Source organism: uncultured Stenotrophomonas sp. (assembly GCF_913778665.1).
GTDB lineage: Bacteria > Pseudomonadota > Gammaproteobacteria > Xanthomonadales > Xanthomonadaceae > Stenotrophomonas.
On record NZ_CAJYVQ010000007.1, the window covers coordinates 64,248 to 85,057 of the forward strand.

Annotated in this window: 17 protein-coding genes; 9 read left to right on the plus strand and 8 right to left on the minus strand. The window is 67.0% G+C overall.

The window, feature by feature from the left end; translation table 11 throughout:
* Positions 1–4: 4 nt before the first annotated feature.
* Entirely contained in the window at positions 5–1,006 is a 1,002-nt protein-coding gene (locus QZ853_RS08695; RefSeq protein ID WP_295572042.1) for a hypothetical protein, read from the minus strand.
* Entirely contained in the window at positions 1,003–1,521 is a 519-nt protein-coding gene (locus QZ853_RS08700) for an RNA polymerase sigma factor (RefSeq protein ID WP_295572063.1), read from the minus strand. Before QZ853_RS08700 ends, QZ853_RS08695 begins: the two co-directional genes overlap by 4 nt.
* A gap of 247 nt (positions 1,522–1,768) precedes the next feature.
* On the opposite strand from QZ853_RS08700, the gene QZ853_RS08705 reads away from it, so the two are divergent.
* Complete coding sequence (locus QZ853_RS08705; RefSeq protein ID WP_295572044.1) at positions 1,769–4,624, plus strand: GGDEF domain-containing protein; 2,856 nt, start codon at positions 1,769–1,771, stop codon at positions 4,622–4,624.
* Positions 4,625–4,643: 19 nt separating this feature from the next.
* Here QZ853_RS08705 and QZ853_RS08710 read toward each other — a convergent pair whose 3' ends face one another.
* Positions 4,644–5,237, minus strand: a complete 594-nt coding sequence (locus QZ853_RS08710) for a TIGR00730 family Rossman fold protein (RefSeq protein WP_295572046.1) — start codon at positions 5,235–5,237, stop codon at positions 4,644–4,646.
* Between the two features lie 197 nt (positions 5,238–5,434).
* Positions 5,435–6,931, minus strand: coding sequence for an aminotransferase class III-fold pyridoxal phosphate-dependent enzyme (locus QZ853_RS08715; protein WP_295572048.1), 1,497 nt, complete (start codon positions 6,929–6,931; stop codon positions 5,435–5,437).
* Positions 6,932–7,143: 212 nt separating this feature from the next.
* On the opposite strand from QZ853_RS08715, the gene queA reads away from it, so the two are divergent.
* From queA to fabV, 6 genes are all read left to right on the plus strand, one after another.
* Complete coding sequence (queA, locus tag QZ853_RS08720) at positions 7,144–8,211, plus strand: tRNA preQ1(34) S-adenosylmethionine ribosyltransferase-isomerase QueA (RefSeq protein ID WP_295572049.1); 1,068 nt, start codon at positions 7,144–7,146, stop codon at positions 8,209–8,211.
* A gap of 139 nt (positions 8,212–8,350) precedes the next feature.
* Complete coding sequence (tgt, locus tag QZ853_RS08725; RefSeq protein WP_295572050.1) at positions 8,351–9,481, plus strand: tRNA guanosine(34) transglycosylase Tgt; 1,131 nt, start codon at positions 8,351–8,353, stop codon at positions 9,479–9,481.
* Positions 9,482–9,614: 133 nt separating this feature from the next.
* The gene (yajC, locus tag QZ853_RS08730) at positions 9,615–9,962 is read left to right on the plus strand and encodes a preprotein translocase subunit YajC (RefSeq protein WP_295572051.1); all 348 of its coding nucleotides are present in this window, start codon (positions 9,615–9,617) and stop codon (positions 9,960–9,962) included.
* Positions 9,963–10,023: 61 nt separating this feature from the next.
* The gene (gene secD, locus QZ853_RS08735) at positions 10,024–11,880 is read left to right on the plus strand and encodes a protein translocase subunit SecD (RefSeq protein ID WP_295572052.1); all 1,857 of its coding nucleotides are present in this window, start codon (positions 10,024–10,026) and stop codon (positions 11,878–11,880) included.
* A gap of 16 nt (positions 11,881–11,896) precedes the next feature.
* Positions 11,897–12,877 (plus strand): protein translocase subunit SecF, encoded by a 981-nt coding sequence (gene secF, locus QZ853_RS08740; protein ID WP_295572053.1) that lies wholly within the window; start codon positions 11,897–11,899, stop codon positions 12,875–12,877.
* Between the two features lie 640 nt (positions 12,878–13,517).
* The gene (gene fabV, locus QZ853_RS08745) at positions 13,518–14,777 is read left to right on the plus strand and encodes an enoyl-ACP reductase FabV (protein WP_295572054.1); all 1,260 of its coding nucleotides are present in this window, start codon (positions 13,518–13,520) and stop codon (positions 14,775–14,777) included.
* A gap of 41 nt (positions 14,778–14,818) precedes the next feature.
* On the opposite strand, the gene QZ853_RS08750 is transcribed toward fabV, so the two are convergent.
* The 3 genes from QZ853_RS08750 to QZ853_RS08760 all read right to left on the minus strand — a co-directional run bounded on the left by QZ853_RS08750 (position 14,819) and on the right by QZ853_RS08760 (position 18,709).
* Positions 14,819–16,888: an EAL domain-containing protein gene (locus QZ853_RS08750; RefSeq protein WP_295572055.1), complete on the minus strand. Its 2,070-nt coding sequence runs from the start codon at positions 16,886–16,888 to the stop codon at positions 14,819–14,821.
* 91 nt (positions 16,889–16,979) lie between these two features.
* Positions 16,980–18,164 carry an NAD(P)/FAD-dependent oxidoreductase gene (locus QZ853_RS08755; protein WP_295572056.1) on the minus strand — a complete coding sequence of 395 codons (1,185 nt, stop codon included), beginning with the start codon at positions 18,162–18,164 and terminating at the stop codon, positions 16,980–16,982.
* Entirely contained in the window at positions 18,161–18,709 is a 549-nt protein-coding gene (locus QZ853_RS08760; protein ID WP_295572057.1) for a YaeQ family protein, read from the minus strand. The genes QZ853_RS08755 and QZ853_RS08760 overlap by 4 nt, the downstream gene beginning before the upstream one ends.
* Positions 18,710–18,832: 123 nt before the next feature.
* Here QZ853_RS08760 and QZ853_RS08765 point away from each other — a divergent pair, with 123 nt between their 5' ends.
* Positions 18,833–19,711 (plus strand): pseudouridine synthase, encoded by an 879-nt coding sequence (locus QZ853_RS08765; protein ID WP_295572058.1) that lies wholly within the window; start codon positions 18,833–18,835, stop codon positions 19,709–19,711.
* A 6-nt stretch (positions 19,712–19,717) separates the two neighbouring features.
* On the opposite strand, the gene QZ853_RS08770 is transcribed toward QZ853_RS08765, so the two are convergent.
* Positions 19,718–20,206, minus strand: coding sequence for a YaiI/YqxD family protein (locus QZ853_RS08770; protein ID WP_295572059.1), 489 nt, complete (start codon positions 20,204–20,206; stop codon positions 19,718–19,720).
* Between the two features lie 302 nt (positions 20,207–20,508).
* Here QZ853_RS08770 and QZ853_RS08775 point away from each other — a divergent pair, with 302 nt between their 5' ends.
* Complete coding sequence (locus tag QZ853_RS08775; RefSeq protein WP_004153307.1) at positions 20,509–20,718, plus strand: cold-shock protein; 210 nt, start codon at positions 20,509–20,511, stop codon at positions 20,716–20,718.
* Positions 20,719–20,810: the final 92 nt, after the last annotated feature.

Consider the following 20,810-nt stretch of genomic DNA (forward strand, 5'->3'; position numbering starts at 1 on the left):
GGCCTCAGTCGTCCAGCAGCGGCCGCAGGTCGTGCGGCAGGCGCGACTCCGGATACTGCTGGATGTAGCGTTCCAGGCTGGCGCGGGCAAGGTCACGCTGGCCCTGGTCACGGCGCTCGCGGATCTTCTGCAGCCATTGCCGGCGCGGCAGGCGCGCGTCGGCGTCCACTTCGGCCTGCACGGCGTCGGCGCTCAGGCCCGCATCGCTGCTGCGACGCATGACGCCGGGTGCCGAGCGCGGGGCTGCAACGCGCTTGCGCGACATGATCTCGACGCGATCCAGTGCCGGAGCCGGTTCGGCATCGGTGGTGCTGGCTTCCACTGGCGCCGCGCTGCGCGCCTGCAGGGCGCCAGCCGTTGCGGGTGCGGAGGCTGGAGCCGGTGCCGAATAGGCGACCGGTGCCGGTGGTGCGGGCGCCGCCGCCGGCGGAGGCGGTGGCAACGCTGCGAAGGCGGTATCGGCGACAGATTCGGCGGCGCGTGCACGTGCAACCTCGGTCTTTGCCGAAGAGGGCACTGGCGCTTGTACCGGTTTGGCTGGGGCCGGTGTGGGCGCCGGGGCGGGCGGCGGCACCGCAGCGGCATCCGGCGCTGCCTGGGGAGCGGCCGGTGCCGCAGCCTCCGGCGCAGGCGGAGCCATCGCCGTCTCCGCAGCGTTGCCTTCGGCGGCGTGGTCGGCCACAGCGGCGTCAACTGCAGGCGCGGCGGCGACCTGTGCTTCGCCTGCCGGAATCGGCGGCGGTTCCGGGCGCAGCTGCCAGGCGATGCCGATGGCGAACACCATCGACGCGGCGATGCCGAACACAGCCGGCCAGCGTGGCCGCGCACGTCGTCCGCGCGCTGCATCCGGAGCGGCACTGGTACCGGTGGCCGGCGCGTCCACCGCGGCACGGGCCGCGGCCAGGATGGCGGCGTCGAGCGCAGCGGGCGGTGCCCGTTCGGCGTGACGGCCGAGCAGGTGGGCCAGCTCCTGTTCTTCCGGCGTCAGGGGTTCGTCTCGGTTCATGCGTTCAGTCCCGCACGCAGCTTGTCCATCGCATAGCGCAGCCGCGATTTCACGGTTTCCCGGCCGACGCCGGTGATCTGGCCGATCTCCTCCAGGCTCAGTTCCTGATCCAGCCGCAGCTGCAGCACTTCGCGCTGCTCGGGCGGCAGTTGCTCCATCGCCAGCTGGATGCGGCGACGTTGTTCAAATTCGGACAGCTCGGCTTCCGGGGTCTGTGCGTCCTCGATCGCGGCCAGGCGCAGCTCGGCATCCGCCGGCGCCGCAGGGCGATGACGCGCGGCGCGCCAGTGGTCGTTCAGGCGGTTGTGCGCGATGCGGAAAAGCCAGGTGCTGAACGCCGCTTCAGGTTGCCAGCCGGCGCGCGCACTGATCACCCGCTGCCAGACATCCTGGAAGATCTCCTCGGCCAGCGCGTTGTCGCGCAGCTGCCGCAGCAGGAACCCGAACAGGCGCTTGCGATGCCGCGCATACAGGCTTTCAAACGCACGCAGGTCGCCACCGGCCCAGGCCAGCATCAAGGCTTCATCGGTTGGCAGTGCGCTGGCTTCCACGGCGTACAGGGTAAGGCCTGCACGCGGTGGCGCATAGCCGGTGGCGGGGCTGGGCAGGGCGAGGTTCATGGCTCGGAAGGGGCAACGGACAACAGGAAAAACGTACGGACGCACGATTCGGGGTTTCCGGGCTTCCATTGCCCCCCGGGTGGCGCGCTATGCTCGACGGCTCAGGGGAGGCGACGCTTCGACGGCGCCAAGAGATTGTCATTTGTCCACGCATGCTGAACCGGCGGAAGAGCCACCACACGAGGTCGTGCTGAGCACGGCGCTGGTGCGCGCATTGCATGCGCTGTTGCCCGGATCGGCCGTGGTCCGCGTCGGCTGGGATGACCCGCAACTGGGTGCCGGCGAGGGCGGTTGGCCGGCGGTCGCATGCTTCGATGCCGACGCTGATCATTCCTCGATAGCCCCCGGCGCCAGCGATGGCCAGCATGGTTGGGAGTACGACGGCGCACGGCTGCTGTTGTCGGTGTCAGGGGCGGTTCCCTCGCCGGCATGGTGGGGACTGGCCCGCCAAGCGATGGAGCTGGCGCTGCAACGCGGCCGCCAGGCAGGTCAGATCAAGGCACTGGAAGAGGCCGAACGCCTGCAGCAGGCGCTGTTCCAGATTGCCGACCTGGCCGGTGCCGACCTGGAAATGGCCGAGATGCTGCGCCACGTGCACGGCGTACTGGGCACGCTGATGTACGCCGAGAATTGTTACATCGTCGAATATGACGATGTGCGCGACCAGATCCGCTTCCTGTACTTCGCCGACCAGGTCGATGACTTCGTTGCCGATCCGACGCAGAGCCACGACGCCAGCGAGATGCCGCGCAGCCTGACCGTGGCGTTGCTGCGCCATGGCAAGCCGCTCAGCGGCCCGTCACGCGAACTGGTGGCGCGGGTGGTGGAGCAGGAACACGACCCGCAGCGTGGCCCTGACAGCCTGGACTGGCTGGGGGTGCCGATGCTGCGCGATGGCCGTGTGTGCGGCGCCATCGTGGTGCAGAGCTATGAGCATGCCGCCCGCTATGGCGAGGCCGAGCGCGCCCTGCTGGGGTTCGTGGCCCAGCACGTGCAGACCGCGATGGACCGGCGCCAGGCGCAGGTGCGGCTGGAGCAGCAGGTGGAACGGCGCACCCAGGAACTGCGGCGGGCCAACCGCAGCCTGCAGGACGAGGTCGCCGAACGGCGTCGCGCCGAGCAGTTGCAGACCGCGCTGTACAACATCGCCGAAATGGCGATGTCGGCCGACAGCCTGGCCCAGTTCTACGGCCAGGTGCACGGGGTGGTCGGGCGCCTGCTCGACGCCCGCAATTTCTATATCGCGCTGGTCAACGCGGCCGGCAATGGCCTGGACTTCGTCTATTCGGTGGACGAGCACAATGCCAGCCGCGCACCGCGACCGTTCAGCCGCGGCTTGACCGAATACGTGGTGCGCAACCAGCGCCCGCTGCTGGCCTCGCGCGCGCAGATCGATGCGCTGCTGGCCGCCGGCGAGGTGCGCGAACATGGTGCGCGTTCGCACTGCTGGCTCGGCGTGCCGCTGCTGCGCGACGACGAAGTGGTCGGCGCGATTGTGGTGCAAAGCTACAGCGAGCACAGCACCTTCAGCGTGCACGACCAGCGCCTGCTGACCTTCGTCGCGCAGAACATCGGTACCGGGCTGGCCCGCCAGCGTGACCAGCAGCGGCTGCGCTCGGCGCATGCCGAGCTGGAAAAACGCGTGGAGGAGCGCACACGCGAGTTGGCCGAGGTGAATGAAAAACTGCTCGGCCAGATCGGCGAACGCCTGCGTGCCGAACAGCGCTTGACCCACCAGGCCATGCACGATGCGCTGACCGGGCTGCCCAACCGCCTGCACCTGCTGGATCGCCTGCAGGACGCGTTGGCACTGGCGCGGCGCGAGGGTGGGCCGGTGTTCGCCGTGCTGTTCCTTGATCTGGACCGCTTCAAGCTGGTCAACGACAGCATCGGCCACGCCGCCGGCGACCGTATGCTGGTGGAAGTGGCCAAGCGCATCGTCTCGATGGCCGGCACCGAGGATGTGGTGGCGCGGCTGGGCGGCGACGAGTTCGCAGTGCTGCTGCAGTGCCCGCAGGGCCTGGCACAGGCGCTGGACTTCGGTCAGCGCCTGCTGCTGGCGCTGCAGGAGTCGATGTGGATCGCCGGTCGCGAACTTTTCCCGTCAGGCAGCCTCGGCATCGCCCTGTGGAATCCGCGTTACCGTACCGGTGAAGAACTGCTGCGCGATGCCGACGCGGCGATGTACCGGGCCAAGGCGCAGGGCCATGATCGCTGCTCGATCTTCGACGAAGACATGCGCGAACAGGCCATGCGCAGCCTGGACCTGGAAGCGGACCTGCGCCGGGCGATCAACAACCGCGATTTCATGCCCTTCTACCAGCCGATCGTGCGCCTGTCCGATGGTGCAGTGGTGGGCCATGAGGCGCTGTTGCGGTGGCAGCACGAGCGCCGTGGCCTGCTGCTGCCGGGCGCATTCCTGGAGCTGGGCGAGGAAAGCGGCCTGATCGAACAGGTCGACTGGCTGATCTACGAGCAGGTCATTGCCGGCCTGGCGGACGGCGGCGAAGGCTATGTCTCGGTGAACGTGTCACCGCGGCACTTCCGCTCGGCCGAGTTCAGTGACCGCCTGTTCGGCCTTCTCGAGGCCTGTAGCGCCGATCCGCGGCGCTTGCGGCTGGAAATCACCGAGGTGGCACTGCTGGACGATGGTCCGCATACGCTGCGCATCCTGCAGGGCCTGCGCGAACGCGGCATCCAGGTGCAGCTGGATGATTTCGGCACTGGCTTCTCGGCGCTGTCCTACCTGCATCGCTTCCCGATCAGCACGCTGAAGATCGACCAGAGCTTCATCGCCGGCCTGCATGGCCCGGAAATGCAGAGCACGCGCGCTCTGGTCGAGGGCGTGCTCTCGCTGGCGCGCACGCTGGGCATCGAGACCATTGGCGAGGGCATCGAGACCGAGGCGCAGCGGATGACCCTCCACGAACTCGGCTGCGACTACGGCCAGGGCTATCTGTTGGGGCGGCCGGCGCCCTGGGCGCGCGTGGTGGCCTGAGCCGCCACGCGCAGAGCGCTCAACGCAGGGCGGCGCGGCGCTTCTCGTCGATCCACTTCGAAGCCTGGGCGGGCTGGTAGTTCTGCATCCAGGTCAGCATCTCTTCGATGTCCGAGCCGTACCACAGGTCCTGGCGCTGGTCCGGGTGCAGAAAGCGTTCCTCCACCATGCGATCGATCATGCCGATCAGCGGCGCATAGAAGCCTTCCACATCGAGGAACGCGCACGGCTTGTTGCCGATGCCCAGCTGGCGCCAGGTCAGCATCTCGAAGATCTCCTCCAGGGTGCCGAAGCCGCCGGGCAGGGCGACGAAGCCGTCGGCCAGGTCGAACATGCGCGACTTGCGCTCGTGCATCGAGCCGACGATCTCCAGCTCGGTGAGGCCACGGTGGGCCACTTCCCAGTCGGCCAGCTGGCGCGGGATCACGCCGGTCACTTCACCGCCGGCGGCAAGCACGGCGTTGGCCACGGTTCCCATCAAGCCGACGTTGCCACCGCCGTACACCAGGCGCAGGCCGTCTCGGGCGATGCGGTCACCCAGGGCTATGGCGCGTTCGGTATAGGCCGGCTTGCTGCCGGCGTTGGAGCCACAGTAGACGCAGATGGACTTCATGGGGGGTTCCTGTCTCTTGGTGCGGAAACGAAAACGCCCCGCCGGCGACCGGGGCAGCGGTCGCCGGCGGGGTGGCGGTCGAGTATGAGGCCTGGCCGGGCCTTCTGTAGGGCCGAGCCATGCTCGGCTGCCTTTCGTTCAGGCCGCGACAAACCCTGATTCGAGCAGGGCTCGACGCTACAAACAACAGACCAGGCTTACGCCGCGGCAGCCTGCTCGCGGCGCGGGCCTTCACGCAGGGCGCGGCCGACCATGCCCACCAGCAGGTCCAGCTCCTCACTGTCCATGCCGAAGTGCGGGGTGAAGCGCAGCGAGTTCTCGCCACCGTGGATCACGTTGATGCCGTGCTGGCGCAGCCATTCCTCGGTGGAGTTGGCACCGTAGCACTTGAACTGCGGGGCCAGCTCGCAGGAGAACAGCAGCCCGGTGCCCTGCACCTTGGTGATCAGGCCACCCAGCTCGCTCTTGAGCTGCTCCAGCTTGCGCACGGCCTCGGCACCGCGTTCGGCGATGTTGGCACGCACCTGCGGGGTCAGCTGGGCCAGCGTGGCACAGGCAACGTCCAGCGCACGTGGGTTGCTGGTCATGGTGTTGCCGTAGATGCCCTTGCGGTACAGCTGCGCGGCATGCTCGGTCACCGCCAGCACCGACAGCGGGTACTGCGCGGCATTGAGCGCCTTGGAGTAGGTTTCCATGTCCGGCGGGTCCAGGCCTTCGAAGCCTGGGTAATCCACCACCGACAGCACGCCGTGGGCACGCAGGCCGGCCTGGATCGAATCGAGCAGCAGCAGGCTGCCGTGCGCACGGGTCAGTTCACGGGCCAGCGCGTAGAACGCCGGCGGCACCGAACGGCCCGGGTCGCCTTCGCCCATCACCGGCTCCAGGAACACTGCCTCGATGAACCACTGGTTGCGTGCGGCATCCTCGAACACCTTGCGCAGGCCGGCCTCGTCGTACGGCGCCACGGTGATCACCGAATCCTCGCCACGGTAGCTGGCCAGGTGCTGCATGTAGCTCTTGCGGCTGGAATCGGAGTACAGGGCAGGGCGGTCGGTACGGCCGTGGAAGCTGCCCTTGACCACTACCCGCTTGATCGTGGCACCGGCATGGCGCGCGCCCGGGTCGGTCTGCAGCTTGGCGTTGACGTCGGCGATTCGTGCAGCCAACCCGACCGCCTCGGAACCGGAATTCAGGCACATGAAACGCGAGAACGGGCAGCCGCCGCGGCGGTGGCCGATCTCGGTGCGCAGGGCGGTGACGAAGCGCTGCTGCGACAGGCTGGGGGTCATGATGTTGGCCATCACCTGCGGGCGTGCCATCGCCTCGAGCACCGCATCCGGGGTATGCCCGAAGCCGAGCATGCCGTAGCCGCCGGCGTCGTACAGCACGGCACCCTTCAGGGTGACCACCCACGGGCCGCGCGCGGCCAGCGCCACGTACGGGGTCACCGCATCGTCGGCATAGAAGTTGACGAAGCCGTCCTGCATCGCATCGACCTGCGCCTGTTCGTCCTGCGCCAGCAGCGGCCCCAGGTCGGCCTGCACGCGCGCGAATTCCTCGGCGGCGGCGTCCACCGCGGCGATCAGCTGCGGGTGGCGGGCGGACAGGGCGGTCAGGGTGGCGTCGTCCAGGCCGGTGGTGAGGCGGGTGCCGGGCTGGCTGCGCAGGGGGGCGAGGCGTTCGATGAAGCTCATTGCAGATCTCCTGAAACGATGGGTCGCACGGGCCTTCAAAAGCAAAACGCGCGTCATCACGCGCGCTTGGGGGGCAGGCTCGTGCAGCGGACTTCCAACTCGATGCTAGCACTTGTTTTTTTGCGCGATAACCCCGCAGAAACCTGCTGCATAGCAGCATTTTGCGCGACGTTCGGAGCGGCGTGCGCCGGCTCGCAGACGCTGGACGTACAATGCGCGCCATTGTCGACCTGTTGCCGCCTACTGCCTTGAAGAAGTCCGATTTCCATTACGACCTGCCGGCTGAACTGATCGCGCAGGCACCCCTGGCCGAACGTTCCGCCAGCCGTCTGATGCTGGTGCCGCCGGCGCCGGCGGCGTTCACCGACCTGCAGGTGCGCGACCTGCCGTCGCTGCTGCAGCCGGGCGACTTGCTTGTGTTCAACGACACCCGGGTGATTCCGGCGCGCCTGTTCGGGCAGAAGGCCAGTGGTGGCCGCGTGGAGATCCTGATCGAGCGCTTGCTCGGCGGCCAGCAGGCGCGTGCGCAGGTCGGTGCCAGCAAGTCGCCGAAGGCCGGCAGCCGCATCGCGCTGGATGCCGGCGGCGAGGCCGAGGTGTTGGGCCGCGACGGCGAGTTCTACGTGCTGCAGTTCCATGTGCCCGAATCGCTGGAGCAGTGGCTGCTGCATGCCGGTCGCCTGCCGCTGCCGCCCTACATCCAGCGCGAGCCGGGCGTGGACGACCGCGAGCGCTACCAGACCGTGTTCGCGCGGGAAGTGGGCGCGGTTGCGGCGCCGACCGCCGGCCTGCACTTCGACGAACCGCTGCTGGCCGCGCTGAAGGACAGGGGCGTGGAGTTCGGCCACGTCACCCTGCACGTGGGCGCAGGCACCTTCCAGCCGGTGCGCGCCGACGACCTGAAGGACCACGTGATGCACCGCGAGTGGCTGAACGTCGGCGCCGAACTGGTACAGCAGGTGCGGCGCACGCGCGCGGCCGGCGGCCGGGTGATCGGCGTCGGCACCACCGTGGTGCGCGCGCTGGAAAGCGCGATGCGCGACGGCGAACTGCTGCCGTTCGCGGGTGAGACCCAGATCTTCATCACCCCGGGCTACCGCATCCGCAGCGTCGACGCGATGGTGACCAATTTCCATCTGCCGGAAAGCACGCTGCTGATGATGATCTCCGCTTTCGCCGGCAAGGAGCGCGTGTTCGAGGCCTACCAGCACGCGATCGAGCAGCGTTACCGCTTCTTCAGCTACGGCGATGCGATGCTGCTGTTCCCGCAGGCGGGCTGAGGAGGCAGGGCGCCCTGGGAAGGCAGGGCGCTCTGTGAGGGAGGGCAGCCTGGGAACGCAAGGCCCCTGTGGGTGCGCACCTTGGTGCGCAGGCCTTCTTGGGAGACAATAGGCGACTATTTGCCTGAACGACCGCTCCATGTCCCGACTGCAGTTCCAGCTCCAGACCCGCGACGGCCGTGCCCGTCGTGGCCGCCTGACCTTCCCGCGTGGCACGGTGGAAACACCGGCCTTCATGCCGGTGGGAACCTATGGCTCGGTCAAGGGCATCCTGCCGGACCAGGTGCGCGCGCTGGGCGCGGAGATCATCCTCGGCAACACGTTCCACCTGTACCTGCGCCCGGGCCTGGAGATCATCGCCGACCACGGCGGCCTGCACGGCTTCTGCCGCTGGGATGGCCCGATCCTGACCGACTCCGGCGGCTTCCAGGTGTTCTCACTGGCCCACCGCCGCAAGATCACCGAACAGGGCGTGACCTTCGCCTCGCCGACCGACGGTGCCCGCGTGTTCCTGGGCCCGGAGGAGAGCATGAAGATCCAGAAGGTGCTCGATTCGGACGTGGTGATGATCTTCGACGAGTGCACCCCGTACCCGGCCACCGAGGATGTCGCCCGCCGCTCGATGGAGCTGAGCCTGCGCTGGGCCCAGCGCAGCCGCAACGCGCATGACGAGCTGGGCAATGACGCGGCCCTGTTCGGCATTGTCCAGGGCGGCGTGCACACCGATCTTCGCAGCCGCTCGGCCGAGGCCCTGCAGGCGATCGGCTTCGATGGCTATGCCATCGGCGGGCTGGCCGTGGGCGAGCCGGAAGACGAGCGCAATGCCATGCTCGACCACCTTGACCCGGAACTGCCCAGCGACCGCCCGCGTTACCTGATGGGCGTGGGCCGGCCGGAGGATCTGGTCGAGGGCGTGGCCCGTGGCGTGGACATGTTCGACTGCGTGATGCCGACCCGCAACGCGCGCAACGGCCATTATTTCACTTCGTTCGGCACCGTCCGCATCCGAAACTCGCAGTACGCGCGCGATATGGACCCGATCGAGCCGGGCTGCGGCTGCGTGGCCTGCACCGGCGGCTACACCCGCTCCTACCTGCGCCACCTGGACCGCTGCAACGAGATGCTGGCGCCGATGCTGGGCACCCTGCACAACCTGTTCTATTACGAAAAGCTCATGGCCGACATCCGCGCGGCGATCGAGGCGGGAACCTTCCTGGCCTTCCGTGAGTCTTTCTACGCGGCACGCGGGGCGGTCGCGCCGCCCCTGTAACCCCGACGCCCCCTGCCAAACGGCCCAAGGACGAACGCCTGGGGCCGTGGCATACTTCAAGGCTGACCCAGATCCGCGGTCGACACCCCCGCCCCTGAAGGGACGGGAGCGCCGCCCAACCAAAGGACCCACGATGAACCTGCTTGCCTTCCTGATTCCCGCCGCCCACGCCCAGGCCGCCGGCGGCCAACCGCAGGGCGGTATGGGCCTGACCACCCTGCTGTTCCCGATCATCCTGATCGCCATCATGTACTTCCTGATGATCCGCCCGCAGATGAAGCGGCAGAAGGAGCACAAGGCCATGCTGGAGAAGATCAAGCGCGGTGACGAAGTGCTGACCAACGGCGGCATCGCCGGTGTGGTCACCGACATCGGCGACAACTTCATCACCATCGAGGTGGCTGACAACGTGCGCATCCGCGTGCAGAAGGGCGCTGTCGGCAACGTGCTGCCGGCCGGTACCCTGAAGTCGGCCCAGTAAGCCACTCCCATTCCGATGCACAACCGCGGCGCCGGGGATGGCGCCGCGCGGGACCCAAGCAATGCTCGAATTTCCACGCTGGAAGTACGTCGTCATCCTGATCGTACTGGCGCTCAGTGCCCTGTACGCGCTGCCCAACATCTACCAGAAGGACCCCGCCGTCCAGATCACCGCCAACCGTGGCGGTACGATCGACGACGCGCTGCGCGACCGTGTGCTGGCCGACCTGAAGAAGGCCGGTGTCGCCACGATCGGCGCCGAGAAGGAAGGGGAAAGCCTGATCGTCCGCCTGCCGGACCTGAAGGCGCAGTCCGCTGCCAGCGACGCGCTGCGTGACACCGTCGGCGAGAACTACACCGTCGCCCTGAACCTGGCCTCGACCGTGCCGGACTGGCTGGCCAACCTCGGCGGTCGTCCGATGGTGCTGGGCCTGGACCTGCAGGGCGGCGTGCACTTCGTGCTGCAGGTTGACCAGAAGGCTGCGCTGGACAAGCGTCTGGACGCCTACACCGAAGACGTGCGCAGCACCCTGCGTGATGCGCGCATCGCCTATCAGTCGGTCGAACGCCGCGCTGACAACACCATCGTGGCCAACCTCAGCCCGTCGGCCGGCGATGATGCCGCGCAGCGTGCCCGTGCGGCGCTGGTCAAGGCGCAGCCGACCCTCGGCTACGACGTCAACGGCAACCGCATCACGGTCACCGTGCCGGAAGCGGAAATCACCCAGATCGCCAACGGCGCGATCGAGCAGAACATCAATACTCTGCGCAACCGCGTGAACCAGCTCGGTGTGGCTGAGCCGATCATCCAGCGCCAGGGTGCCGACCGCGTGGTCGTGCAGCTGCCGGGCGTGCAGGACACCGCTGAAGCCAAGCGCATGATCGGCGCCACCGCCACCCTGGAATACCGTGCGGTGGTCGAGGGCAATGCGCAGGACGCCATCGCCTCCGGCCGCATCCCGCCGGAGGCGAAGGTCTACCAGCAGCGCGACGGCCGTGGTCCGATCCTGCTGAACAAGCGCGTGATCGTCACTGGTGACCAGATGGTGGGCGCGCAGGCGGTGACCGATTCCAACAGCGGTTCGCCGGCAGTCAGCGTGACGTTGAACAACGTCGGCGGCCAGCGCATGTTCGACTTCACCAGCGCCAACGTGAACAAGCCGATGGCCGTGGTGTACACCGAGCGCGTGCCGACCGTGACCATGGTTGATGGCCAGGAAGTGCGTGGCTTCAAGGTCAACGAGGAAGTGATCTCGGTGGCCAACATCAACGGCGTGTTCGGCAAGAACTTCCAGACCACCGGTCTGCAGAAGAAGGAAGCCGAGGACCTGGCCAAGCTGCTGAAGTCCGGCTCGCTGGCCGCGCCGATGGACTTCGTCGAAGAGCGCGTGGTCGGCCCGAGCCTGGGCGCGGAGAACGTCAAGAACGGTATGCGTGCGGTCGTGTTCGCGTTCCTGTTCACCCTGGTGTTCTTCAGCGTGTACTACCGCATGTTCGGTGTGATCACCTCGGCGGCGATGCTGTTCAACCTGCTGATCGTGGTGGCGGTGATGTCGCTGTTCGGCGCCACCATGACCCTGCCGGGCTTCGCCGGCCTGGCGTTGTCGGTCGGCCTGTCGGTGGACGCCAACGTGCTGATCAACGAGCGTATCCGTGAAGAACTGCGTGCCGGCGTGCCCGGCAAGACCGCGATCGTGACCGGTTACGAGCGAGCCTCCGGCACCATCCTCGACGCCAACCTGACCGGCCTGATCGTCGGTGTGGCGCTGTTCGCATTCGGTACCGGCCCGCTGAAGGGCTTCGCGCTGACCATGATCATCGGTATTTTCGCCTCCATGTTCACTGCGATCACCGTGTCGCGTGCCCTGGCGACGCTGATCTACGGCCGTCGCAAGAAGCTCCAGAACGTGGCCATCTGACGGGACGACACGCACAATGAAACTGTTTCCGCTGCACATCCTCCCGAACGACACCAAGATCGACTTCATGCGTTGGCGCCATGTCGCCATGGCAGTCACCATCGTGGTGTTCCTGGCCTCGGTCGCCATCATCGGCGTGAAGGGCTTCAACTACGCGCTGGACTTCACCGGAGGCACTCTGATCGAAGCCCGCTTCGACAAGGCGGTGGACGTCGAGCAGGTCCGTACCAAGCTGGAGCAGAATGGCTTCGACGGTGCCCAGGTGCAGAGCGTCGGTGGCAACACCGATCTGCTGATCCGCCTGGCGCCGCACGGCGAACATGCTCCGGGCACGGGTGCTGCCGCCACTGAAGACAAGGCCACCGCTGCAGCCGTGGTGAAGGCGCTGTCCACGGCCGACAACCAGGCCACCGTGCTGCGCAACGAGTTCGTCGGCCCGCAGATCGGCAAGGACCTGGCGATGAATGGCCTGTACGCCACCATCTTCATGCTGGCCGGCTTCCTGATCTACATCGCGGTGCGCTTCGAGTGGAAGTTCGCGGTCACCGCCAGCATCGTGGCGATGTTCGACCTGATCGTGACGGTGGCTTACGTGTCCCTGCTGGGCCGTGAGTTCGACCTGACCGTGCTGGCCGGCCTGCTGTCGGTGATGGGCTTTGCGATCAACGACATCATCGTGGTGTTCGACCGCGTCCGCGAGAACTTCCGCAGCCTGCGCGTGGACTCGATGGAAGTGCTGAACCGTTCGATCAACCAGACGCTGTCGCGTACGGTGATCACCGCGGTGATGTTCTTCCTGTCGGCGCTGGCCCTGTACCTGTACGGCGGCAGCTCGATGGAAGGCTTGGCCGAGACGCACATGATCGGTGCGGTGATCGTGGTGCTGTCCTCGATCCTGGTGGCGGTGCCGATGCTGACGATCGGCTTCCTGCGCGTCAGCAAGCAGGACCTGCTGCCGAAGGCGAAGGACGTCGAGGCCCTGGCCCGTCGCCCGTAATCACCTGCTGCATGCAGCACACAGAGAACCCCGCGCAAGCGGGGTTTTTTGTTGGCAGGGCTGCGCCCTGCACCCGCTTCAAACCGAGGCAACGTCAAATGCCAGATCAGCATTCCGTGGGATGGTGGGGCGGTGTCGGACTGCGGGGACGCTGCAAGTACGTCCTTGTAGGCTTGGCAGCCGCATCCATGCGGCTGACACCCCGCACTCCGACACCGCCCCACCTCTGACAGACTTCCGCGATCGGGTAGATCCACGCCATGCGTGGATGAAATCTGTCAGATATCGACACACAAGAGCTGTTCTGACAGATTGCGGAAAACTATCGAAGGCGGGGTGGGTCCGGTTGCGGGGGTGTCCGCGGCATGGAGGCCGCGGCCAAGCCCCCAAGGATGGGTTTACGGCGTCCCCCGCAACCGGACCCGCCCCGCCATTCCGAAGATAGCTCGCTTTTGACGTTGACGTTGACGTTGATTCGGCGGGTGCAGGGTGCAACCCTGCAAGACAAGCGCCACCCTACGGCAGCGTCGGTTGTGCAATCTTCCCCCGCGCACTACGATCCTGCGGTTCGCGCGCGCAGGCGCGCGCCCATGTTCCTGCTGAGCGCCCCGTGCGCCGCATCTGCCAACCTGAGGTATTCATGGTCATCAAACCGCGCGTCCGCGGCTTCATCTGTGTCACCACCCACCCGACCGGCTGCGAGGCCGCGGTCAAGCAGCAGATCGACTACATCCGTGCCCGCCCGCCGATCCAGAACGGCCCCAAGCGCGTGCTGGTCATTGGCGCCTCCACCGGTTACGGCCTGGCAGCGCGTATCACCGCCGCGTTCGGCAGCGGCGCCGCGACGCTGGGCATCTTCTTCGAACGCCCGGGCACCGAATCCAAGCCGGGCACGGCGGGCTGGTACAACTCGGCCGCATTCCACAAGTACGCCGACGAAGCCGGCCTGTACGCCAAGAGCATCAACGGCGATGCCTTCTCCGATGAAGTGAAGGCCAAGGCCATCGAGATGATCAAGGCCGATCTGGGCCAGGTCGACCAGGTTGTGTACAGCCTGGCCGCGCCGCGCCGCAAGCATCCGAAGACCGGCGAGATCATCAGCTCCACGCTTAAGCCGATCGGCGCGCCGATCACCCTGCGTGGCCTGGATACCGACAAGGAAGTGCTGACCGAGACCCACCTGCAGCCGGCCACCCCGGAAGAAATCGCCGGCACCGTCGCGGTGATGGGCGGTGAAGACTGGCAGATGTGGATCGACGCGCTGGCCGATGCTGGCGTGCTGGCCAACGGCTGCACCACCACCGCCTTCACCTACGTGGGCGAGGAGATCACCCAGGCGATCTACTGGAACGGCTCGATCGGCGCCGCCAAGAAGGACCTGGACAACAAGGTGCTGGGCCTGCGCGAGAAGCTGGCCAAGATCGGCGGCGACGCGCGCGTGTCGGTGCTCAAGGCCGTGGTCACCCAGGCCAGCTCGGCCATCCCGACCATGCCGCTGTATCTGTCGCTGCTGTTCAAGGTGATGAAGGAAAAGGGTACCCACGAAGGCTGCATCGAGCAGCTGGATGTGCTGTACGACATTCTCTACGGCGGCAAGGCCGACGGCGTGGCGATCGATCGCCTGCGCCACGATCTGGTCGATGGCGAAGGCCATAGCGTCGCGCTGGTCGATGAGGAAGGCCGCCTGCGTGCCGATTACAAGGAAATGGCGGCGGACGTGCAGGGCAAGGTGGTTGCGCTGTGGCCGCAGGTCACCAACGAGAACCTGTACGAGATCAGCGATCTGGCTGGCTACAAGGCCGACTTCCTGCGCTTGTTCGGCTTTGGCGTGGAGGGCGTCGACTACGAGGCCGACGTCAGTCCGGACGTGAAGATCAGCAATCTGGTCGATCTGACCTGATCAACTGGAGGTAGTGCCGGCGGCTGGCCGGCACTACCGCATCATCCGAACTCGAAGCCCATCTCCGGTAGCGCCGGGCCGACGAAGTCGCCCTGCACGTAATCCACGCCTGCACTGAACAGCAGGGTCATCGAATTGGCGTCGCTGACGAACTCGGCAATGGTGCGAATGCCGGCTTCCTGCGCACGCGCGGTGATCTGGCTGATGCGGTCGATGTTCTCGCGGGTCGCCGTCAGGTCACTGGTGAAGCCGCGATCGAGCTTGAGGAACTGCGGCTGGAAGTGCGCCAGCAGCTGGAACGAATCCAGCCCCGAACCGAACTGCTCCAGGCCGATGCGGCAACCCAGTGGCGCCACTTCGGCGAGGAACTGCTGGGCGCTGCGCAGGTGGGTGAAGACCTTCGCTTCCGGCGCATGCAGCCACAGGCGTTCACCGGGCACGCCCTGTGCCTGCAGTTCGCGGCGCAAGGTGGCGATCATCTGCGGATCGTCGAACGATTCCGGCGTCACCTTCACCAGCATCTGCGTCGCGCTGCCTTCGCGCGCACGCTGGCCCAGCACCGAGATGGCCTGTGCGACCACCCAGCGGTTGATGTCGGCCAGCAGGCCATGCTCTTCGGCGATGCCCAGGAATGCGTTCGGGCTCAGCAGTTCGCCGTTGTGCTCCAGCCGCAGGTAGGCTTCGTACAACTCCAGCGGCTCGCCCTGCAGGTTCAGGACCGGCTGGTAGTGCAGCTGGAAGCCATCGCCGGCCAGCGCCTCGCGGATGCGCGCGACCCAGCGCTGTACGCGCTCTTCCTCGACCCGATCGGCAGCGGCCGGGTCGAAGATGCGGCAGGTGTTGCCGAGTGCGGCCGCGGCCTGCGTGCACTCGCTGGCGCGTGCCAGCACCTGGCCGATGCTGGCGATCTTCTCGCCCACCTGCACGCCACCGATGCTGACAGTTACCGTGGCCGAGCGCGCGCCGATGCTGAACACGTGCGCGGCATAGGCTTCGCGGATGCGCTCGGCCAACGCCACGTTCTGTGCATAGGGGCCGGCCTGCAGCACGGCAAAATTATGCTCGCCGAAGCGTGCCAGCTGCGCGTCTTCGCCCACAACGTCGGCCAGCAGGGTGGCGAGGGCGGCGATCAACGTATCGGCCGATGCCAGGCCGATATCCGGCAACAGGCGCGCGTAGTGATCCGGTTCGACCAGCAGCAGGCCGAACTGACCTTCGCTGCGGCCGGCCTGGGCCACTGCGCTTTCCAGCTGCAGCATGAAGGTCGGGCGGTTGAGCAGGCCGGTGACCTGGTCGCGCTGGCGCAGGTCCTCGACCTCGCGCGCCAGCTCCGGGTCGAACTCCATGCGGCGGCGGAGCACGACCTGCAGGCAGGACTCGCCTTCGTAGGTGGCCGCAGTGAATTCCATCGTTGCCGGGAACGCGCTGCCATCCTCGTGGCGGGCATCGAGCTGGTACTGCGGCGGCGGCGCCTCGCCACGGCTGAGGCCCTTCAGCAGCTGCTTGAATCCCTCCACGTGCTGCGCCGCGACCATGTCCAGCAGCGAGATGCCTTCGATATCGTCGAAGTGTTCGTAGCCGAACATCTCCAGGTAAGCGTCGTTGGCACGGATATGCATGCCTTCATGCACATAGGCAATCGGGTCGCGCGAGGAGGCGATCAGCGCATCGCAGCGGCGCTCGGTCTCGCGCATCTGCGCCTCGATGCGACGCAGGCCGCGGCGAGCCTGCAGATCCACCCATTGGTCGCGGACCACGGCCAGCAGGTGCTCGGGGCGCTGGCGCAGGGCGAGGGCGCGGATGCCATGGCTGCTGGCCTGTACCAGCTCGTCCTCGTCGATGCGCTCGGCCAGCAGCACCAGCGGGATGTCCTTGCCACCGGCCGCGATGTGCTGGGCCACCAGCGGCAGCGGGATGCCCTGCGACGGCGAGGCCAGCACCAGGTCGATGGCCTGGGTGGCCAGCACCTGGGCCAGCTCGGCCGCGTCCTGCGGACGCCACGGGCGCACCGCGATGCCGCTGTTGCGCAGGGTACTGACGATGGCTTCGGCATTCTCGCCGCTGTCATCGACGATCAGCAGGCGGATGGTGATGTCGTTCGCGTTCTGCATGCACTGCTCCCCAATCTGCGAACCTAGATACACGATGCGCGGCGAACCGTCCATGCGCACACCGCGTGCGCGCACCGAACGGCGATCTGGTTCACACCGCGCCGCCGGCGGCGTGGCCGCTCGCCCAGGCCCACTGGAAGTTGTAGCCGCCCAGCCAGCCGGTCACGTCCAGCACCTCGCCGACGAAATGGAGGCCGGGCACGCGCTTGGATTCCATCGTTGAAGACGACACCTCGGCGGTGTCCACGCCACCCAGAGTGACTTCGGCGGTGCGGTAGCCCTCGGTGCCGCTGGCCACCAGTGGGAACGCGCCCAGCAGCTGCGCGGCCTGGCGCAGCACCGGCTCGTCCAGCTGGCGGACCGGGCGGTCGGGCAACCAGTGCTCACACAGGCGTTGCGCCAACCGCTTGGGCAGCACCTCGCCCAGTACCGTGCGCAGTTCCGCGGCCGGCCGATCACGCTTCATCTGGCGCAGCCACTCGCCGGCATCCTGGCCGGGCAGCAGGTCGAGCTCCAGCGCATCGCCGGGCTGCCAGAACGAAGAGATCTGCAGGATCGCCGGTCCACTCACACCGCGGTGGGTCAGCAGCATGAAGTTCTGGAAGTGCTTGCCGTTGCAGCGCGCCTCGATCGGCAACGCGACGCCGCTGAGCTCGGCCAGACGCTCCTGGTGCCTGCCGCTGAGGGTGAGCGGCACCAGGCCGGCGCGGGTCGGCAGCACCTGGTGGCCGAACTGGCGCGCGATCTCGTAGCCGAAGCCGGTCGCGCCCATGCTCGGAATTGACAGGCCACCGGTGGCTACGACCAGCGAGGCGCAGTGGAACAGGCCGTGCGTGGTGTGCACGCGGAAGCCGTCGCTGCCGTGCTCGATGCGCTGCACGCTGCAGTCGGTGCGGATCCGCACGCCAGCGGACTGGCATTCGTCCACCAGCATCTTCACGATCTGCTTGGACGAGACATCGCAGAACAGCTGGCCCAGCTCCTTTTCGTGATAGGCGATTCCGTGCTTGCTGACCAGCTCGATGAAGTGCCAGGGCGTGTAGCGCGCCAGCGCCGATTTGCAGAAGTGCGGGTTGGCCGACAGGAAGTTGGCCGGGGTGGTGCCTGTATTGGTGAAGTTGCAGCGACCACCGCCGGACATCAGGATCTTCTTGCCGACTTTGTTGGCATGGTCGATCACCTGTACCTGGCGGCCGCGCTGGCCAGCGGTAATCGCGGTCATCAGCCCGGCCGCGCCGGCGCCGATGACCACCACGTCGCAGCGGATCGTGCTCATGCCTTGGCGCGCTTGCGCCAGTTGGGGATGACGTCGAGCTGGGTCTGGTCGTTCAGCAGCTGCACCTCGCCGTCCTGGATCAGCACGCTCCAGCGCATCGCACGCTGGATCTGCTGGCCCCACAGTTCAACGAAGGCGCCGTCCAGATCGACCACCGACAGGTTGTCGAAGCGTGCAAGGCCCTTGCTCTGCTTGTTCCACCAGATGTCCGAAGCGTTGCCGCCGTAGTTGACCACCTGCACGGCCCGGCTGCGGTTGCTGGCCTTGCGCACGCGCGATTCGTCCGGATGGCCGAGGTCGATCCACTGCAGGATGTCGCCGGTGTAATCGTGTTCCCACAGGTCCGGTTCGTCGTCAGTGCTCAGGCCGCGGCCGAATTCGAGACGGTCGCCAGCGTTCAGCGCGAACGCCAGCAGGCGCACCATCAGGCGGTCGTCGGTCTCGGACGGGTGCTGGGCCAGGGTCAGGTTGTGGGTCGCGTAGTAGCCGCGATCCATGTCGCTGATCTGCAGTTCGGCCTTGCGGATGGTGGCGGTGAGAGCCATGGGGAATCCGTGGACTAAAGAGGACAATGATAGAGGTTTGCTCCCGGGGTGTCCGTTGCCAGGCTGTCTGCGGGACGTCAACGTGGCACGCTTGCGTGCTTTCCCGCCGTAGAAGTGGATGCGATGACCCTGCCCAGCCGCCTGCAGCTGCCGCCCGGCCACTGGCCCAGCCTGCTTGATGGCCTGTGCGCACGTTTCCCGCGCATCGACCGTGCGCAGTGGCAGGACCGGTTCGCGCGTGGCCGCGTGCAGGACGTGCAGGGCAGGGTGCTGTCGCCGGACATGCCCTGGCAGGTGGGGCTGGAGATCCTCTACTTCCGCGAGGTGGCCGACGAACCGGTGATTCCCTTCGCCGAAACCATCCTGCATCTGGATGAGCACCTTCTGGTGGCCGACAAGCCGCACTTCCTGCCGGTGGCGCCAGCAGGCAGCTACGTGCGCGAAACCCTGCTGGCGCGCCTGGTCGCCCGCACCGGCAACACGGATCTGGTACCACTGCACCGCCTGGACCGGCTCACGGCGGGGCTGGTGTTGTTTTCGACTCAGCCGGCGACACGCGATGCCTATCAGCGTTTGTTCCGCGAGCGCCGCATTGAAAAGACCTACGAGGCGCTGGCACCGGCGCTGCCTGGGCTGGCGTTCCCGCTGCAGCGGCACAGCCGGCTGGCGCCGGACGAGCCGTTCTTCCGCATGGGTGAAGTGCCGGGCGAGCCCAATGCGCGCAGCCGGGTCGAACTGGTTGAGGCCCAGGGGGCGATCTGGCGCTACCGGCTGCTGCCGGAAACCGGCCGCAAGCACCAGCTGCGGGTGCACATGGCGATGCTGGGTGCGCCCATCGTGGGCGACGGACTGTATCCGCAGCTCAGCGTGCGCCCGGAGGGAGCGGACGAGCCGCCCCTGCAGCTGCTGGCGCAGCGCTTGGCCTTCAATGATCCATTGAGCGGGGAGCGACGGCGCTTCCGCAGTCGGCACCGCCTGGTGCCGCCCGGTCAGGGCGACTAGGGCCGTTCAGCGGGCCGGTCGCCGCGCCAGCCAGCGGTCCAGCTCGGCGGCGAACAGCTGCCGGTCGCGCGGGCCCAGCGGCGGCGGGCCACCGGTCTGCACCCCGGCGCCGCGCAGTTCCTCCATGAAATTGCGCATCGACAGCCGCTCGGCCATGTTGTTCGGGGTGTACAGCTGGCCGCGCGGGTTCAGCGCTACGGCCTTCTTCTCCAGCACCAGTGCGGCCAGCGGGATGTCCTGAGTGACCACCAGGTCACCGGGGGCCACCCGTTCGACGATGGCACTGTCGGCCACGTCCAGGCCCTGCGGCACCTGGATCGAGCGTAGCCATCGTGACGGCGGGGTACGTATCCACTGGTTGGCGACCAGGGTCAGCTCGATCCCGACCCGTTCAGCGGCCCGGAACAGGATGTCGCGAATGACAGTGGGGCAGGCGTCCGCGTCCACCCAGATGCGAGGGAGGGCGGGTTCAGCTTGGGTTTCAGCTTCAGTCATTTGCCCAGTGTAGGGTAGGAAAAACCTGAATGGGGGCTCGGAGTTAGCCTCGATTGGCTGCAATGCCTTGTCACGTCTGGCGGGCGGGGCCTGCCGATGAACGTCCGGGCTATCGCTTTTTGCAGAAAACACGCGTATCGTTCGACCCACTGTGTTTGCTAGGGTCACCGTGAATCGTGGCCTGGTGCAGTTGATCTCACGATCCGCTCATCGATCCGCTTTACCAACGCCTGCAACTCAGTCTCGGCCCCGATACCCGGTGGCTGCGATTTTTTTCAACATGTGTTTCAGGAGTTAGTCAAATGTCTGATCGTCAGACCGGCACCGTCAAGTGGTTCAACGACGCCAAGGGCTTCGGCTTCATCACCCCGGAAAGCGGCCCGGACCTGTTCGTGCACTTCCGTGCCATCCAGGGCACCGGCTTCAAGACCCTGCAGGAAGGCCAGAAGGTTACCTTCATCGCCGTCCAGGGCCAGAAGGGTATGCAGGCTGACCAGGTGCAGGCGGTCTAATCCGTCTGCTACCGTTTGGTAGCCAGAACGCCGGAAGCGAAAGCTTCCGGCGTTTTTTATTGTCCCGGTAGAGTCGAGCCATGCTCGACTGC